Here is a 16,713-nt window from a genome sequence, read left to right on the forward strand (position 1 = left end):
GAGCTGATGAATCGTGCGCAGCGTGTCGCACGGTGCGCCAGGGAGTTTGTATGCAGCGTGTCCAATGGATGGTTCTTTTCGTGTTTCTGAGCGTGCTCTCGGCCTCGGCCTGCGAGCGAACGACTCCCTATGTGGCCCCTGGCGAGGTCTGTGATCCGGCGGACGATGACGGCTGCATGTATGCACATGGTGAGATGGAATGTCGCCTCGACGCGACGGGCACGCCGCGTTGCCTGCGTCCTCTCGGCGGTGTCTGCGACGTTAGCGATAGTCCGTCACTCTGCGGTCCGGGAGCGTCCTGTGTAGGCCCGGAGGCCCGGGGCTCTGGGTATTGCCTGCTCGATGAGTTTGAGCGATGCGATATCCGCGGTGGTTCTTGCGGGCCGGGTCTGGCCTGCGAATCGGCCGACGTGGTGGGGCGCTACTGCAACAAGGTGCTCTACATCCAGGGGCAGGTCTTCGATACCCAGACGCTCGCTGCGGTCGAGGGCGCGCAGGTCATCGCATTTGATGAGGAGGGGGTCGCGCTCAACGAAGCTGTGTTCAGCGACGCGTCAGGTCTGTACCGGGTGCCTATTGCTGCGCGTCGAGATGCGCAGGGGATGCCCGTGCACAGGGTCGTGTCGCTGCACGTCAGCGCCCCGGATTACCACGCCATCCCTGGCGGGTTGCGCACCATTGCGCCGCTCGATCTGGCCACGGCACGCATTGACACGAGCACTGGCGAGCTGCTTGTCGATACGGCGCAGACCGACGTGGCCATGCTCGCACTGCCGCTGGAAGAGCGGGGCTTTGCGTCGATACGCGGTAAGATTGAGCCCTTTCATCACAATCACGGGGGAAGGATGGTTGCGTACAGCCACCCATCCGGTGCCTTTCGGGGCGTCTCGGACCGCTACGGGGCGTTTACGATCTTCAATGTGCCACCGGGCCGCTATCAGCTGCAGGACTACTCGGCACACACAAAACTGAAGCCGGCTGAGATCGACATGGGAGCGGTGCCGCTGGAGGGCGTCGCGTTCGAAAGGTCTTACAGGACGCGCCATAGCGTCGAAGGGCAGGTCCGACTGGTCGACGCTCTAGAGCACTCGGAGATCTCGGTGAGCCTGGTCGTCGCCTCCACCTTCGACGCGGCGCTGATGCGCGGCGAGATGCCACCTGCATTGCGCGCGTCGTCCACTCGCCAGGGCGACACCACCTGGACATGGCGAGTCCAGGGGGTTCCGCCCGGGGTCTACGACGTGCTCGTTACCCATGAGAATGATGGCCTGGTGGTGGGCTCGTACGACGCGATCTTTGGCGACCAGCGCGTGCGCATCCAAGTCCCGGAAGGGGAGGGCCACATCGAAGTGACCCCCGTCATCCGCGTGACCGCGGCCCTCCCCATCCTCAGCCCCGGCGCCGAGGGTCCCCAGGGCCTCAGCGCGCGTCCTTACCTGCTCTGGGGCCCGGCCCCAAACGTCGACCACTATGACCTGGTCGTCTTCGATGACTACGGCAAGGTCGTCTGGGAAGCGCTCGACATTGCCCCTGGCGAGGAGGGCGACTACCTCAGCGTCGCCTACGACGGGCCTTTTCAGCCGGGGATGTATTACCAGTTTCGCGTCACCGCGTACCGCTCCGGCTCGCGTGTCACCTCGACCGAGGCGTTGCGAGGGGTGTTTTACAGGGAGTGAGTTGGGTGGGGCGTCGGCGTAATGAGGAACCAGGACGCGCTCGGAGAGGGGGGCGAGCCATGTCGGGCGGCCATGTGGGTAAGTGGCTGATACTGTTCAAGATTCAATGATGATTTCGCGCCCGTACACACACTGTTTTCGAAGCGGACACCCCGAGCAGTGAGCCTTCCTGGCGCACACCTCCCGCGTGAAGTCGAGCAGGGCGTAGCCGAACGTCCGGGGCTCGTAGTCATGGTCGAAGAGGTGTTCGACCAGTTCAAGAAACCAGCGCTTGCGTCTTGTCTCTCCATCGCGCTCAAATCCGAAGAAGCGCGAGAGCAGGCGCACGACGTTGGCATCGACGAACGACGCGTGGCGATTGCGATGCAGCGCCTGAAATGCCCCCGCCACATAGGGACCAACGCCGGGGAGCTCGCGAATCTCATCCGTGGCTTCGGGAACCACGCCATCGCGTTCGGCAAGTGTTTTGCCTAACTCACGCAGGTATTGTGCCCGCCAGGCGAGGCCGAGCGAGTAGATCGCCTCGGCGATCTCCGTTTCGGAGGCATCTCCGAGACTAGCCGGTGATTTAAAGCGCGAAAAAAAGTCTTTTCGCAGGTCGGCCACGGTTTCGGCCCGAGTTCGCTGTAGCAAGACCTCGGTGACGAGCAGGCGCCACTCTTCGTCTGGGGCACGCCAGGGGAAGTTGTGATCTTCTTCGGACCACCATTCGACAATCTTCGTCTGAACGAACTTCCAAACCCGTGTATCCACAACGATTTCGGCCAAAACTTCTTGCCTTGTTTGAGAAGGTCACAACGGCTACTAACGCGAGCCCGTCGGCGACAGGCACTGTACGAATGCTCCCCGTCGAGCTATACGAATGCGCAGGTTGTCCGGCCGAAAACGACGATGCCGGCAACCTGTATCTGAAAGATATACGGAACGGGCGTGTAGTAAATTTCCTCGCCCGTCTGGAAGGCGAGCCTAACTTTCTCGTTCAACTGTCGAGGACGGTGCTGCTTTTCTGACCGTCAACGATATTCGCCCAATTTTGTGAGCTGTCGCCCACCCATTGCTGTCCGGACAGGAGAGCCCTATGAATGCGTTCAAAGACAAAAGCTTTCGTTTTATCGATCTTTTCGCCGGTATTGGCGGAATCCGGATCGCGTTTGAACGCCAGGGGGGGAGATGCGTCATGACCTCCGAGATCGATAAGTTTGCGCGTCAAACCTATCAGGCCTACTTCAACGACGAAGACCATTTCTTCAACGAAGACATCACCGCGATCGCTCCGGATGATATTCCCGACCACGATATGCTCCTCGGCGGGTTCCCATGCCAGCCATTCTCCCTCGCCGGTGTGTCGAAAAAGAACTCGTTGGGCCGTGAACACGGATTTCGTGACCCAACCTCCGGTACACTCTTTTTCAATATTAAATCGATTCTGCACGCAAAGCGCCCGGCTGGCTTCCTTCTCGAAAACGTCAAAAACCTGCGAGGTCACGACAAAGGTCGAACCTGGCAGGTCATCGCCGATACGCTCGACGCCGCCGGTTACGCATTCACCGATCGAATCATCGACGCAGCCCAGGTCGTTCCTCAACATCGAGAGCGCGTCTTTATTGTGGGGTTTGATCGCGAGAAGCTCGGACTTCGAAACCGCAAGTTCGACTGGGCGGCATTCTGGGATGAAGTCGACGAAGAGCTACGACGCACGCGAGAGCGGGAACGCGCGAGATATTATAAAAATGATATCGCGCAGTGGCCTCAGGTTCGCGCGATTCTTGAGCCTGAATCGGAGGTTCCAGACAAATATACGCTTTCAGAAAAACTGTGGGCCTATCTTCAAAATTATAAAGCTAAACATGAAGCACGGGGCAATGGCTTTGGCTACGGTCTTTTGACCGGCGAGGAAGCGTATACTCGTACGATCAGTGCTCGATATCATAAAGATGGGTCGGAAGCGCTCGTTGCACAGGCCGGAAGCCCTCGCCCTCGACGCTTAACTCCACGAGAATGCTCGAGACTTCAAGGATTCCCGGACGACTTCGAGCAAATGTATATCCGGGACGGCTCTCAACCCGTGAGTGATACTCAGGCCTATCGGCAGTTCGGAAACAGTGTATGTGTGCCGGTAGTTGAGGCCATCGCACGCGTTCAGGTTCGGTATCTCTCAGCGCCTAAGCTCTTCAATCTTTTGCCTTTCGAAGAACGGCCGTTACAACAAGTGATTGAAGGGATAAATGTCGACGATGTAAATGCTGTGTCAGGGTAATGCATACAGAGTCAGGTTGTTAATTGCTTGACCAGCGTAATGAATTCATCCAGCGTCAGAATTTCTGTTCCCGGGCTATCATAGCTGGAGCGAATCTCCTCGGGCACGACAAGCGTTACGTTGGCATCTCCCATCTCTTCAGTTTGCGATGAGGAGATTCTTGTATCCAGGGTGCATAAATAACGTTTGGAAAGTTTTTGGGCTTCGTTCAAGACCTGCCGCCATCGCTCTTTACAAGTAGATTTTGCGGCAAGCATAATCACATCTTCATCCTCGCCTTCTTTGAGCGCGTTGTAAACATTCACGCCGGGGAACATAAAGTCGGTTGTGGACCGCTCTGTCTTTGCCTGGGTATCAAAAGTAAGATTGTTCTGGTTGAAAACATACTCCAGCTGAAGTTCCAGGGATCTGCCTCGGCGAGACTTTCTTCGATTTTGAACCGACAATGAGACGTTGATGAAATCTTCAACGGTGTCGAAACCATCGCTGACATGTGTGGACACGACTGCGTACTCAATCTGATAGTAAGCGCGCGTTTCGATGTCTAATAGGTTGAGCAATGCCTGTTCAGGAGAATCGACCGGGCAAATCTTGTTATGGGTTTGAGCAAACTCGGCAAGATCTGTAGTCGAAGGAAAATTGTCCGATGTCGGATCGGCAAAGAATGATGGAAATGCCTTACGTACTAAGAGTTTGAACGACTCTTCGGGCTCGATGAAGCTGAGGTCGGGCTCAAGAGTCTCTAATATATGGCGGCGAAGAATAGAGCGTTGAATAGTGCTCGCAGCTCCTTTCGAAATTTGTTTTACGCCACGTGAGCGAGTCGACGCATTCAATGCCCACAGGACATCGTCGAAAAGATCGGATTCTTGCGGGATTACATAAATGGTGAGGTCGGATGTGCCACTCTGTCGCTCAGAAACTGGCCGGCTAAAAATCGCGAGATCGCGAGGGTTTACTGCATGGAGAGATCTGAAATGGGCCGGATAGTACAGCCGCCATTCAGGCGCTCGGTTTGGATCACGCTCGCGGGAATCGTACCATTTGCAGCGGTTGTGTACGGTTTCGGTAAGGTCGCCATTACTATTGAATAATCGCCAGCGAACATTGACATCTGCGCGTTCGCTCGTGCCGAGTAAGGTTCGCAGGGGCGAAATAGACGTGATTTCATGTTGATTGCTTTTGCGGCCTGGAAGGTCGACATTAGCGAGGAACTTCCATGCGAGGCTCTGAAAGAACGTGTTAGTGAGGTCACGTCTCGTGTTGGAGTTTTTCATAGCTTAACTCTATATTTATAGCAGGAGCTAATCAGGCGGGGGGGGGATAAAGACTTCAAGTGTTGAGCCGATCAAGGTTGGCACAGCCGGGCGGCATGTTAAGATCACGCTGGCGAAGGTTCAACAGACTCTTCTTGGAGTGCGAGCGCTACATCAAACCAGCATTTTTGCAACAATTCGCGAAGCTCGTGGGAAGGCAAGGCTCCGAGATAGCGCACTGCCGCCCGTGCGCGAACGAGTTTCAAGGCCTCTCGGTGAAACCTCTCAAGATTGTCAACGTTAAATTGTTTTTGCGCTTCAAAAGCCATACGGGCGATTTGTAGGGCTACATGTCTGTTTGATGATAGGGCGGGGCGTTCAAATATACCTACAAGAGTATCTTCCAGAAGCTCGCGGACTAACCAAACCGGATCATCTGCATCAGGTGCGCCCAGTTTATATGCCCGAATCCACGTACGTTGCAGGGCATTTCTATTACCGCCCGCAAAATGGTTTAAATGATGTTTTTCCTCAGCCAATACCGTTTTCGAGGGTACACTGAAACGCCACGCAACAATGTGTGGCACAAGGCAGAGGCAGAGGAACGACCAGGTATCTTGATGGAGCGCATCAGCCAGCGGTACTTGCCACTTCAGCGCTAACAATTCACCGAGATCAGCGTCGAAATCTGACCGCGAACGAATTGGGGCAGGATATCCATATTTTCGCGCCACGTGGAAAATTTTATCTGAAAGGTCGAGTAGTCGGTCCTCACCAATGCGCATGCCACCACTTGCCCCTCGGGTTTCCATCGGATGTGAGGCAACCGCCAGACCTTCCAATTCTTCGAGATTGTGCCATTCAAGCTCATGAGCTCGGACCAGAACTCCCGCCGGGCTTAATCTCGGATATATTTCAGTCATTGTTTCCTCCCCATATTGAATGGCAGACTGCGCCAAAGCGATGCGGCTCTTCTCTCACGAATTGAACCATCTCTTCCACCGTATCGTGTCCGGCTTCGTTTCCGGCGTGCAGTAGCCAGCGATATACTTCTGCTCCCAACGTGCCATCAGCCGAATCTTCTAACTCTTCCCAACCTAACGATTCGTTGTTCACAACCGCCGTGGTGATTGTTCGAACGACGTCGGCGTTCAGCAGTCTCTCGAGAGGTCCACTTCCATTTTTCAATGCGTCTGCAACGTCCTGGCGAGCGGTGTTCACGAATACAACAACCGATGACATGAAGGGGGCGTCAGGCTCACTTCGGGCAATGCTTACGTACCAGGGGGCATTTTTCATCCCACGTCCGGGGAACGTTTCCGAGAAGGCGAGGGGATGAACCGGGAATCCACGGAGATCTCCGTCGAGATCAAATTGACACGACGCCTCCCAGAGGATTGAGCCAGAAAGCCACGGACTACCAGGCGATGGCGTAATATTGGCTCGTTGAAACGTCAGCATCACTTTAAGGGTGACGGTCGATGCCAACTGGCCACCATTCAATGCATCAAGTCGCAGCTCAATGTTTCCCTGAGTCCCGGGAGGCAGTTCGTGGTCTTTCGTCGCAACCACGAATTTGCTGCCTGTTGTTCCTGTTTCTATTTCTGTCCACATCCTGAGTTCTGCAGGGCTTTCTGATGAGAACCCGATGTCCTGTTGAATTTGAGGCCAATCAAGAGCCAGCCGGATTCCCGGTGTGATCACAAGTGATCGGTCCCATTCCTGCAGGTGTTCCTGTAGTGGTTCGACGTCCATTCCACGGAACGCAAGCCACTCTTCGAGAACGATGGATTGTTCGGAGGGAACGAGAAAGGGCTTTGCCACTGTAGTTCGGCTCATTGTCCCTCCTCAGAGACGGCTGCCTGTTCAACGACGACTCTCAGATGAAGCGCAACCTCATGTGAATACTTCAACTTCAATTGGACTTCCGAAAGGGGCTCGTTAAGGACAGCGAACTTCTCTCTAGACAACAATTTGCCTGCCGACGAATACCAACCAAGGACCTCGATCTCTCCCATTGTGAGTAGTTCCGCGGCTCTCCCACCACCGGCCATGGCAAATCCGAGGTCAGCAATGAGTTTGTCCCCGGGACGACAGGCTCCTTCGAGCGCTATCTTCCACGTGGAAGTCACAGCCGTGCTATTGTCACGTGTGAGAGTCAAGAGTGTTGGTGAGAGTCCGCGAGCGGACTTTTTCGACCGAGATCTTGCGCCTCTCATCGAACTCGTCGTTAAACGCCGGCCTCCCTCGGCTCCAACGACAGTGAGAAGGCTTTTGCCCAGGGAACGGGCGAGACGACCAAGCCCACCACCGTCGACATGTTCTGTTTTTGTATTTTGCACAGATCCTGCGAAAGCGTCCCGACTTCGCGACTTGATGTTTCGAAGCGCAACCCGAACGAAAGTCTGGCCCCATCCTTTCGGTAGCGATTCCGGAGACCAGTCGTCATGGGCAGGGGGTTCGGAATCAGCAAACGCTTTCTCCACCTGCTTATTATCAGAGCAGATAAACACGCCCCCCCATTCGACTTCCGGGTCTGGATGCGCTGCGCAAGGCAGATATGTGACCACAAGCTCAGCCGGACGCATTAGTGCCACATGATGTGACGCCTTGCGAAACCGAGGGCTGAGACCCGCCAGGCGCGATGATACGGGGCCACTTTTTAAGGAGAGCCGTCCGAGAAACTTTTTCGGCTTTCTGCAACGGATATCCTCTGCCTCACCGGCTTTGAGCACGCGCATTGCTTCAACATACAGGTGAAGTGGTGCTACTCGCTCCGGTGGGAAGACGGGGTAGTTGATGCCATCGGACGAGATCTGAAAGCGCATAGGCGGTGGTTCGCCGCCATCGCTGATCATCTTCGGCCAAAAGTTCCATAGTAGGTATTCATGGACCTGTTGATGAACTGGGATGCCGCTAAACTCAGCATCTTCCGTCTCGACATCCTCTTCATCATCTCCGAATCGAGGCGCGAGTATCATCAGAGTCGTTCCGGTGCGGTCGGGTCCGCGTTCCGGTAGCCCAAGCGCCGCGGCGATTCGTTCGGCCTCTTGCCCTGTGACTGGTCCCCCCTCCTTCGTGCCCCACCAATGGCGACCAGTGTAACGACCTTTATGGGGGCCATCCTCAATATCATGGGGGTCCCCCAAATTATGTGCGGTGAAGCGCCGCTCCTGATCTTCTACGGGATATGTGTCGATCAAGATCGTGTGACATTTGCTGAAACGATACAGGGAGGACTTCCCGTAGCCGTAGGTTCCTCCTCCAAGTTCGGTGTCGCGCGGTGAACCGAGGTTTCGAATGAAGTCGACGTAGTCCGTGCATCTGTCACCCGGGGGCACGCGCGGGTCCACAGGCCCACCAAGCCCGACGGTTCCATAATCGGAAATCTCCATCACCTGCAGGCTGGTCCCGCTAAGTACATCGGAAATCATCGGATGGCTTCGCTCTTTGGGAGGAAGCTCGCGAAAGACCTCCTCACGCAGAAAAGCAAACTCTTCTACACTCAACGTACGAATGCGTACGTGAAACTCTGGCCTCATTAAGGGCTTTAAGGGTTCTTCTAACGTTTCAACTCGCGCATCCCAGGCATTCTGCACGGTTTCGCGAATCACAAGCTCCAGAGGAGGCATTTTGGGCTTTCCGAGGAGGCGACTGACCCCGGAAGCAGACATCGAACCATGTTGAGAATAGCCTTCGCTTTCACAATACATCATCGAAAGTCCTTCCATAAATTATCAAGCGCATCGTCGGTGAGTTTCCAATCGCTAAGGTGGTCCAGGTTTAGCGAGTACTTGACCTTGGATACTGACGCCGGAAACTCCGCAGCCGCGGCGACACGTAATCGGGGGGTCGACTCGTCAATGCGATAGACTCGAAGACCGAACAGTGAGTAGGAATTCTCTTCGCCAGATTTTGCCATCTGCTTAAGTTTTTCTATCGCTTCCGGCTGCGCTGGGGCCCCAGTCGGCAGGCTCTTAAGGACCGATTGAGCAAGTTTCCTGACGGTAATTTTGCCTTCGGGATCCGCCTCCAGCGTAACGACAGCGAGCCATAGATCACCGTCCTTCTGTACAGGCTCCAGTTGCTCCAGGGAGCTAATCTCAACTGAACTATGCGGACGAAGTCCAGTTTTTACCTCCAGAGCTTTGCGACCACTCCGAAAGTCGTGGCGACCCTGAGCGGGGCCGGTCCACTGCTCGAGAGCGCCCGGATTGTAATCTAGAAGCCATCGCAAGATATACAGTTCGCCGACATTCCCGAGATTTCGTGCATGCTTGCGCCCGCCAGTCATCCCCAAAAGGTCAACAAACTCCTGAATGGTTCGGTCCACGGCAGCCGCGCCAGGGAGCGTCCTTCGATGACCAATCAGATGTATGATGAATTGTTCGAACAGGTCTTCTAATTCGGCCTGTTCACATCGCAGCTCAACAACGCGTTGGTTGTTGCCTTTAATGGAGAAAGTCTCCAACTGGATCGTCACGGCGCTATCATTCCCGAGTTGGGAGGCTGGAGGTGCCTCCTGTTCGTCAAGACCGACAAGAAGCCTGCGGGCACCGCCGTCGGTAAGAGATAACCAGACGTTCAACTCTTCTTCCGCAGCAGCAATCGCAATCTCGTGAGTATTGTCTGAAGTCTTCGCGCGAAGCTGCGTCCACTTCAGCTGAAACTTCTTTGAAAGTTCACTCATTATCATCCTCATACTCCTCAAAGTCGTCTTCTTCTATTTCTGGCAGGGCGACCTCTACATATACTTCGGCGCCGTGTTCCTTCAGATCTGGGAATATAATCCCCAGGCCAATCACCGGAGAGTTGGCGTTAAGATTTTTAAATTTTCCAGAATCAGACTTCGGTGTAGAGTCCGGGTCAATAATGTAAAGCACAAGCATCGGAACCGGGTGCTCGAACGCATCCTGTCGTTTCTGTTTGTATGCATTCCAGCTGCGCCGTCGATCAGTCATTTTCGGTGTATCACTGTCAAGTGCCTTCACGTCGAGAAATACATCCGTTTTCGACATCAACGATTTGATGTCGACGCCTTCTCCATCGGCCAGCTTCGAGAAAGCAGCGCGATTCACCATACGCGTCCCCTCCAGAGCGCCTTTCCCCTGTGTATATACTTTGCCTTTCTTGGGCTCAGCGATCGCGACATTCCATGTGTTAATGCCGCGCTTTGCTAATTTGGAAATAAACTCGTCGAGTTGTTCGCGATGGAACTCGTCGTGGTGCTCGTGCACCTCGTAGTTGTTCAGGAATTTCTGAATTTTTGTCACCGGTACATTTAGCCAGACGCGTCCAGAAGCTACATCGACTGGGCTGTCCAACTCATTCAGCAGCTCCACAGTGGCGGCACGATTCGAAGCCAAAAATGCTTCATTTTTGTGATGGAATCGACGGGTCTGAATATGCTGGTTCGACCACGACAAACGGACCTTCCGGACGCTTCGCATCTTGCCTCGAGCCGTAATCATCATCCCCGGGATCTGACGAATACGAACCGCGAAGTCCAGGGGGGTCTTCTTCTCATTACCCTGGGGGTCTACGTAGGAAGCAATGTCTTCGCGGATTTCAGCCTCCACGGTCGCCAGTTTTTGAAATCGGTCGATAATGGATTGAGGCATCCATATACGCTGTAGGTCTTCGTAGCCCTTGCGGTAACCAAACCAGCGCCCCATCTGCATCAATGTATCGTACTGCTTCGTGGGTCGGAGAAAGTAGCTCGCCGTCAGTCCTTCAATTGTTAATCCGCGGGCAAGGACGACGCCTCCAACGACCAGATAGCGACGACCGAATGGGCGACCTTCACTATTCGGTATGACTTCAAAGTCTAACCGGTTGTCGCTCTGGCCGTTCTCAATGATGATCTCCAGAGCTCCAGGCTCATTGGCTCTTTCGAGCAATTCAGAAACACGAGCGACGACCTTCTCGAAGGGAAACCGGGCGTTTTTGAACTCATGAGCCGGTACGGCGTCGATTTCCTGCTCGTAGAGTTCTCGCCACCGCGCAAGCAACTGTTCATCATCTCGCACTAAAGCCTGGCGGATCGATTCGATCTCATTCTGTACCTTTTGGGCAACCAGGCGATGCGCTTCAACTCGAATCGCGGTATGTATGAGCATGGAGCTATGTTCAGACTCCTGTCCCCGTAGTTCGCGGACGGCCGTTGCCATAAGGAACCAGTCCAGTGATCGTCGGAAATGCGTCGTAAGCGCCAGCGTATCCCAGACATCACGCAGTCTTTCTCCCTTCTTTTTTTTCGGAGGTGAGAGGAATTTAGCATCGTTCTCAGGAACGATTCGGATCACGTTCATTCCTTCGGCCCCAGGCTCGTCGAGCTCCTCAGCATCTATAAGCCCCTGGCCAAAGAGGCGGTCCGTTCCGAAATACGCCTTTGGAGACTGTAAGGAGAGAATGAAGTCTCGCGGATACAGGTCCTCGGGTTTCGTCGGGTCCACGCTTGGATCAATCAATACATTCGCAAACGGGGTCGCCGTGTATCCAACATAGGCGTGACGCGGCATAAGAGCGAGCATCTCCCGAATAGCTTGATTGATCGCTGTAATGCCATCGTCGCGATTCGAAGCATTGACACTGGCATGGTCACACTCGTCATCGATCACCAACACGTTGAAGGACTCTTTGTGGCCACTGTGAGTTTCCTTGAAACGCTTCTTTAGCTTCTTCAGCACCGCAAGGTTCTTTTTGACGATTGCGATTCGGACGATGCCCGGCTTGAGGGGCTTGAAGCCCTCTTCCCGACTATCGTCGAAATCACCATCATTCGTGGTCAGTCGATCCCAATAATGCCGGTTATGTTTATAAAGGTCCGCCTCGAAGCGCGACTGAGTCTGGTAGCGAAGTACATTGGTCAAGCCCGCAAGGATAAGTACGAAATTCCAACCTCTGTCCGCCGCCCGGGCGATCACGCCCATCATGTTTGCGGTCTTCCCACTCTGGACATAGCCAAGCACCAGGCCTCGGCCTTGAAAGTTGCTTTCCGACCGGGGATCGGGCAGGCGAGTTACTATTTGCTGGGTTGCGTTCTCCAGTCCCTTGACTGTGTTGGCGTCCCAACCTTTATTTTTCAAGAGATGCTGTTTATAAGCATTCCAGTGCTGCGCCATGCTAATGGGTGGAAGCGGACCAAGAGGTATGGGCTCCCCAATGACGAAAATCTCTCCCACTTCCTCTCGAATCTTTTCGACAGCTTCCGTTGCAAGGACGTTGATTTTCTGCGCCTGTTCTGGAGTGACCGGTGTGAACTGATTGGTGAGAAACTCTGAAACGACTTTTTTTGCACAGTAGTAATAGTCTGGCTCCGATTTGGCGACGGAGTAGTCTTCAATTTTTTCTTTTAGGAAATCGACTGAAATTGCCATAAGTCCTCTTGGTGTACATGTGTTGTCGCTGGCCCGTGTTGGCAAGGCGTTTCTGTTTTTCGTGCCTGAATTAACTAAGGATTTCGTTCAGTAAGCTGTTGAAACTGTGTTGCAGCTAGAAAGCCCGTCTCGTCGTAAGGGGCCTGTTGAAATCTTGCCGGCAGTCACATGAAATGCTCACGTGCGTGTCGTTTCGTTCAAGCAAGTATCCTGTCTGTTTAGAGCTTGAGTAGATTCCCCGTCAAAATTTGAGCGGTAGCGAAATGTGTCGCATTGTAGCGTTATTGGTTAAGTTGAGCAAGTGTCGAATTCGAAAGGCAATATGTCGCGCGGAGGGCCGCATCGCGGGTCCTAATCCACATTAGGTAGATTAGATTGTCTAGCGGGCGTTTAGTGCCGTTTCGATCAAAAGTCGTTTTTTTTACTCCCGCGCTGCTTAAACGCTGATGGCCTCTCGAATAGCTGCGGTCAAAATAACCAGGCGCGAATTTTAAGCTCCCCACCGGCGCACCCCGCACCACCACCTTCCACCACCTCGCTAGCCAGGCCGCCTCGCACTAACCCCCACCCCCATGCACCCGCCGCCACTCCCCCGGACTCACCTGATGCGCCTCCCTGAACACCCGGTGGAAGTACGACGCGCTCGAATACCCCACACGCTCCGCGATGATCTCCACATGCTCATCGCTGTGGAGCAGGAGCTGGCGGGCTCGCGAGAGTCGGGCGCGCGTTAACCACTCCATGACCGTGGCGCCGGTGTGCTCGCGAACCAGTGTTGTTAAATACGCGGGGGATTTGCCCATCGCCCGCGCGACCTCTTTTAAGGAGATCGGCTCGCAGGCGTGACGCTCGATGTAGGTCAGGGTCTCGGTGACCAGGGGTGGGGTGCTGTCGGGGCCGGGGAGGGCGGCGCCGGGGGCGGCGCGCTGGACCTCGGCCATCAGCTGGGTCAGAAGCCCCCGGGTGGCGAGCTCAAGGTGGGGGCGGCGCGTGCGGAGCTCCTCGTCCAGGGTGGTGAAGAGGTCGACGAGGCGATCGAGGCGGTCGGGGGCGACGCGGCGCACCGGGCAGGCGCCGGCGGCGACCTCGTCGAAGGGGGAGGTCTCGAGGGCGTCGGGGTGGAGGGCCAGGCAGCTCGGGCAGATGGCCATCATCCACACGTCCTCCGGTCCCGGGTGGGGCTCGGCGCTGGAGGGCGGGCCGTGCGGGGCGCCGGGTGGCACCAGCAGGAGCTCGCCAGGACCCACCCGATAGCTCGCCCCCTGCCAGAGCTGCAGCTCGCCGGCGAGCACCAGGCTCAGGCTGGCGTGGTCATGGACGACGCGGGTGTCGGCGGGGTGAGGGGTGCCCCGGCCCGGGCCCTGGCGGTGATTCACGACCAGCGTCTGGTGGCCTTCGAGCGCGGAGCGCAACACGGGCTTTCGGGGGGGCATCGTCAAACCTCGGGGCATGGGGGCACGGGGCCGCGTGGTTCAGTGGGCGGGCATGGCCAGGGTCATGATGATCGCGGCGGCGGCGCGGGCGCCGGAGGCCGCGCTCTCGAGCACCTGCTGAAAGCCCGTGGTGATGTCGCCTGCGGCCCAGAGCATCGGGAGCGGGGTGCGTTGCATCATGTCGACCTCGACGTACTCCACGTGATCGCCTTTCAGCGGGAGCTTGAGCGTGTGGATGAGCTCGTGGTGGCGCTGCCCGAGTTTGACAAACATGGCGCTGCGCGCAACCCGGGTGCCGTTTTCGAGAACAATGGTCTCCAGCGCGCCATTCGCCCCTTCCAGCCCCACGATCGGGCTCGGGCAGAAGGGAATCTTCAGCTCCTTAAGCAGCGCTTCGGTCTCCGCCTCAAAGGGCTCGCCATGCGAGAGCACGATCACGTCGTCGGTCCAGTTCTTGAGCATCGGGCCCATGTGGCGCGCGTAGTCGTTGCCGCCGACGGCGGCCACCGGGTGATCGCGCACCTCCCAGCCGTGGCAAAAGGGGCAGTGGTGAATGCTTTTCGCCCAGCGCTCGGCGTAGCCCGGGATCTCCGGATGAACATCCACCACGCCCACCGCCAGCAGCACCGCGCGAGCCTTCAGCGTCTGGCCATCGTCGGTGCGCGCTCGCCAGTGGTGATCCTCAAACACAAGGTCCTCGACGTAGGCCTGGCGATGCTCGATGGTCGGAAACTCCCGCAGGTCCTCCCAGGCCAGCTCCCGAAACCCCACCGGAGCAACACCCTCCCGCGTCAAAAAATTGTGCACTCCGCTCGACGGCGCGTGCCGGGGCTCGCCGGCGTCCACCACCAGCGCACGCCTTCGCGCGCGGCCCAGGTAGAGCGCGGCGCTCAAGCCCGCCGGGCCGCCGCCGATGATCAGAACGTCCAGATTGTTTTCAGTCATGCTCATAAAGACTCCGCCGGAAGGGGTTCGGGCCGATCAGGCCGCTATGCCCTGGGAGGCGGGGATCGCCTCCCTCATAGAAAGTAACGAGGCGCTGGAGGCGTCTGTAGAGCAGATCTTTGGCTGGAAGTGCTCAATTTTTCTGTTCAGCGGAGGGGAGGCGACGTGCCGGAGGGGAGGCGTGGTGGACAGGGGGAGGGCAGTTTGGTGTCGAGTGGGCGATCGGCCAGTCTGCATGCGCTTTATCGACCCTCTTTCAATTTGAAATTTTGATTGCGAAGCGTTCGGAACACGTGTTGGTGGGCGCGGTGAGGGTTGCGAAGGCTTCGCGACCTACCGGGGGACGTGGCGAGTCGTCGCGAAGCGTTGAGGGAGGCGCCGGGAGGAGAGGACGGGATTGTGAAGCGTTAAGCGAGGGGCCTGCGCGTTGAACTCCTGTCTCGAGACGCTTCGCGGCGTGTTTTCCAGATTCAGGGAGGGGCGCGAAGGCTTCCGGGAGTTGAGGGGCGTCAAAAAGCGCGCGGCGAAGTCTGTGTCGAGCGTGTCGGGCCGCTGAGAAGCGGGGCGAAGCCTTCGCCGGGGCCGGTGGGCCGGGAGGGGCGGCATCGAAGGCTAAAACGTGGGCATTTCAGCGGCGAGAGGGGGCGAACATGGCGTTCGCAGCATGGTGAGCGCGCGTCCTGCGTGCTGGCGAGGTCGGATGGTGGGTTGCAACAACGAAAAATCTGGGGCTAGAGTCTGCGTATCAACAACAATCTGTCCTCGAAGTCGGGGGCCGGGCTCGACTGGCGAGCCGGGTTGTCCGGGGGGCCGTAGAACCGTGAGGTTTGGTATGGCGAGGATGTCAAAGCAGGTAGCGAACCGTCAGGCGATCAAAGAGAACATCCGCTCGTCGGTGGCGCGTCATCGCGATCAGGTGGTCGAGGCGGTGGAGCGTGCGCTCTTCGGGGGCCAGGCGCCCGCGACGCTGACGATGGGGGAGTTTTTTGATGCGTTGACCGGGAGCCTGGAGTCCGCCCATCAGGAGTTCGCCGCGCTTGAACAGCAGCTCGCGGTGGAGCGCGGCGAGGAGTCGCGGGCGCGGGTGCGCCGGGATGAGGCCGCGGAGGAGGTGCGTCAGGCGTTGATCCGGGTGCGCGGCGTGATCGAGGGCTTCTGGAGCCCGCAGGCAGCGGTGCAGGCCGGCTTTATCGGGGTAACCCCCCAGGTGCATCGCGACCTTGTGGTCTACGCGCAGAACGTGGAGGCGAACATGGAAGGCGCGCTCCAGAACGCGGAGGCCGCGTTGTCGTTGGCCCTTCCCGACATCGGGGAGCTGCGCGAGACGGTGCGCACAGCCCGCACCGGGCTGGAGGCTGCGCTGGTCGAGGTGGGCGCCGAGGAGCGCGACGCCCAGGACCTTCAGAACCGCCGCGACCGGGCGGTCGAGACCTGGGATAAGACCTACATCCCGGTGGCCAACATCGTAGAACACCTCTTCCGTCTGGCGGACATGCACGCCTGGGCCGATCAGGTGCGCCCCACCGCTCGCCGACGCGCCGGGATGGCGGAGCCCGAAGACCTCGAGGGGGTGCGCGAGGATGGCGAGATCGAGGTGGTGGAGCCGGCGGTCGATGAGGAGCCGGCGCCGGTCGCCGAGTGAGCGGTGAGGTAACCTGAACGAAAAGCCCCGGGCCGCGGAAGCGGTCCGGGTTTTTTTGATCAGGGCCAGGGGTTGGGGATGGAAGCTCAACTCCATTGCCAGGACGATGGACTCCAGGTTTTGGT

12 protein-coding genes are annotated in these 16,713 nt (G+C 57.1%); 3 read left to right on the forward strand and 9 right to left on the reverse strand.

Translation table 11 applies throughout. From position 1 onward, the window contains the following. Positions 1 to 50 precede the first annotated feature (50 nt). Positions 51 to 1,676: a hypothetical protein gene (locus tag FRC96_RS07905; RefSeq protein ID WP_146973963.1), complete on the forward strand. Its 1,626-nt coding sequence runs from the start codon at positions 51 to 53 to the stop codon at positions 1,674 to 1,676. 96 nt (positions 1,677 to 1,772) lie between these two features. Here the strand turns inward: FRC96_RS07905 and FRC96_RS07910 are convergent, their stop codons facing one another. Then, positions 1,773 to 2,444 carry a hypothetical protein gene (locus FRC96_RS07910; protein WP_146973964.1) on the reverse strand — a complete coding sequence of 224 codons (672 nt, stop codon included), beginning with the start codon at positions 2,442 to 2,444 and terminating at the stop codon, positions 1,773 to 1,775. A gap of 310 nt (positions 2,445 to 2,754) precedes the next feature. On the opposite strand from FRC96_RS07910, the gene dcm reads away from it, so the two are divergent. Then, the gene (dcm, locus tag FRC96_RS07915; protein ID WP_146973965.1) at positions 2,755 to 3,933 is read left to right on the forward strand and encodes a DNA (cytosine-5-)-methyltransferase; all 1,179 of its coding nucleotides are present in this window, start codon (positions 2,755 to 2,757) and stop codon (positions 3,931 to 3,933) included. Positions 3,934 to 3,944: 11 nt separating this feature from the next. Here the strand turns inward: dcm and FRC96_RS07920 are convergent, their stop codons facing one another. The 8 genes from FRC96_RS07920 to FRC96_RS07955 all read right to left on the reverse strand — a co-directional run bounded on the left by FRC96_RS07920 (position 3,945) and on the right by FRC96_RS07955 (position 14,952). Continuing rightward, positions 3,945 to 5,210 (reverse strand): type II restriction endonuclease, encoded by a 1,266-nt coding sequence (locus FRC96_RS07920; RefSeq protein ID WP_146973966.1) that lies wholly within the window; start codon positions 5,208 to 5,210, stop codon positions 3,945 to 3,947. 104 nt (positions 5,211 to 5,314) lie between these two features. Further along, positions 5,315 to 6,112 carry a DUF6339 family protein gene (locus tag FRC96_RS07925; RefSeq protein WP_146973967.1) on the reverse strand — a complete coding sequence of 266 codons (798 nt, stop codon included), beginning with the start codon at positions 6,110 to 6,112 and terminating at the stop codon, positions 5,315 to 5,317. Continuing rightward, entirely contained in the window at positions 6,105 to 7,028 is a 924-nt protein-coding gene (locus tag FRC96_RS07930; protein WP_146973968.1) for a hypothetical protein, read from the reverse strand. Before FRC96_RS07930 ends, FRC96_RS07925 begins: the two co-directional genes overlap by 8 nt. Beyond that, positions 7,025 to 8,920 (reverse strand): hypothetical protein, encoded by a 1,896-nt coding sequence (locus tag FRC96_RS07935; protein WP_146973969.1) that lies wholly within the window; start codon positions 8,918 to 8,920, stop codon positions 7,025 to 7,027. The genes FRC96_RS07930 and FRC96_RS07935 overlap by 4 nt, the downstream gene beginning before the upstream one ends. Next, positions 8,902 to 9,879, reverse strand: coding sequence for a PD-(D/E)XK motif protein (locus tag FRC96_RS07940; protein WP_230470000.1), 978 nt, complete (start codon positions 9,877 to 9,879; stop codon positions 8,902 to 8,904). The genes FRC96_RS07935 and FRC96_RS07940 overlap by 19 nt, the downstream gene beginning before the upstream one ends. Beyond that, on the reverse strand, positions 9,872 to 12,568 hold the full coding sequence (locus tag FRC96_RS07945) for a Z1 domain-containing protein (protein ID WP_146973971.1): 2,697 nt from the start codon (positions 12,566 to 12,568) through the stop codon (positions 9,872 to 9,874). Before FRC96_RS07945 ends, FRC96_RS07940 begins: the two co-directional genes overlap by 8 nt. A 557-nt stretch (positions 12,569 to 13,125) precedes the next feature. Further along, complete coding sequence (locus FRC96_RS07950; RefSeq protein ID WP_230470001.1) at positions 13,126 to 14,001, reverse strand: AraC family transcriptional regulator; 876 nt, start codon at positions 13,999 to 14,001, stop codon at positions 13,126 to 13,128. 39 nt (positions 14,002 to 14,040) lie between these two features. Beyond that, positions 14,041 to 14,952 (reverse strand): NAD(P)/FAD-dependent oxidoreductase, encoded by a 912-nt coding sequence (locus tag FRC96_RS07955; RefSeq protein ID WP_146973973.1) that lies wholly within the window; start codon positions 14,950 to 14,952, stop codon positions 14,041 to 14,043. Positions 14,953 to 15,778: 826 nt separating this feature from the next. Here FRC96_RS07955 and FRC96_RS07960 point away from each other — a divergent pair. Then, positions 15,779 to 16,588: a hypothetical protein gene (locus tag FRC96_RS07960; RefSeq protein ID WP_146973974.1), complete on the forward strand. Its 810-nt coding sequence runs from the start codon at positions 15,779 to 15,781 to the stop codon at positions 16,586 to 16,588. The last annotated feature ends 125 nt before the right edge of the window (positions 16,589 to 16,713 follow it).

It is taken from the genome of Lujinxingia vulgaris (assembly GCF_007997005.1).
Taxonomy (GTDB): Bacteria; Myxococcota_A; Bradymonadia; order Bradymonadales; family Bradymonadaceae; genus Lujinxingia.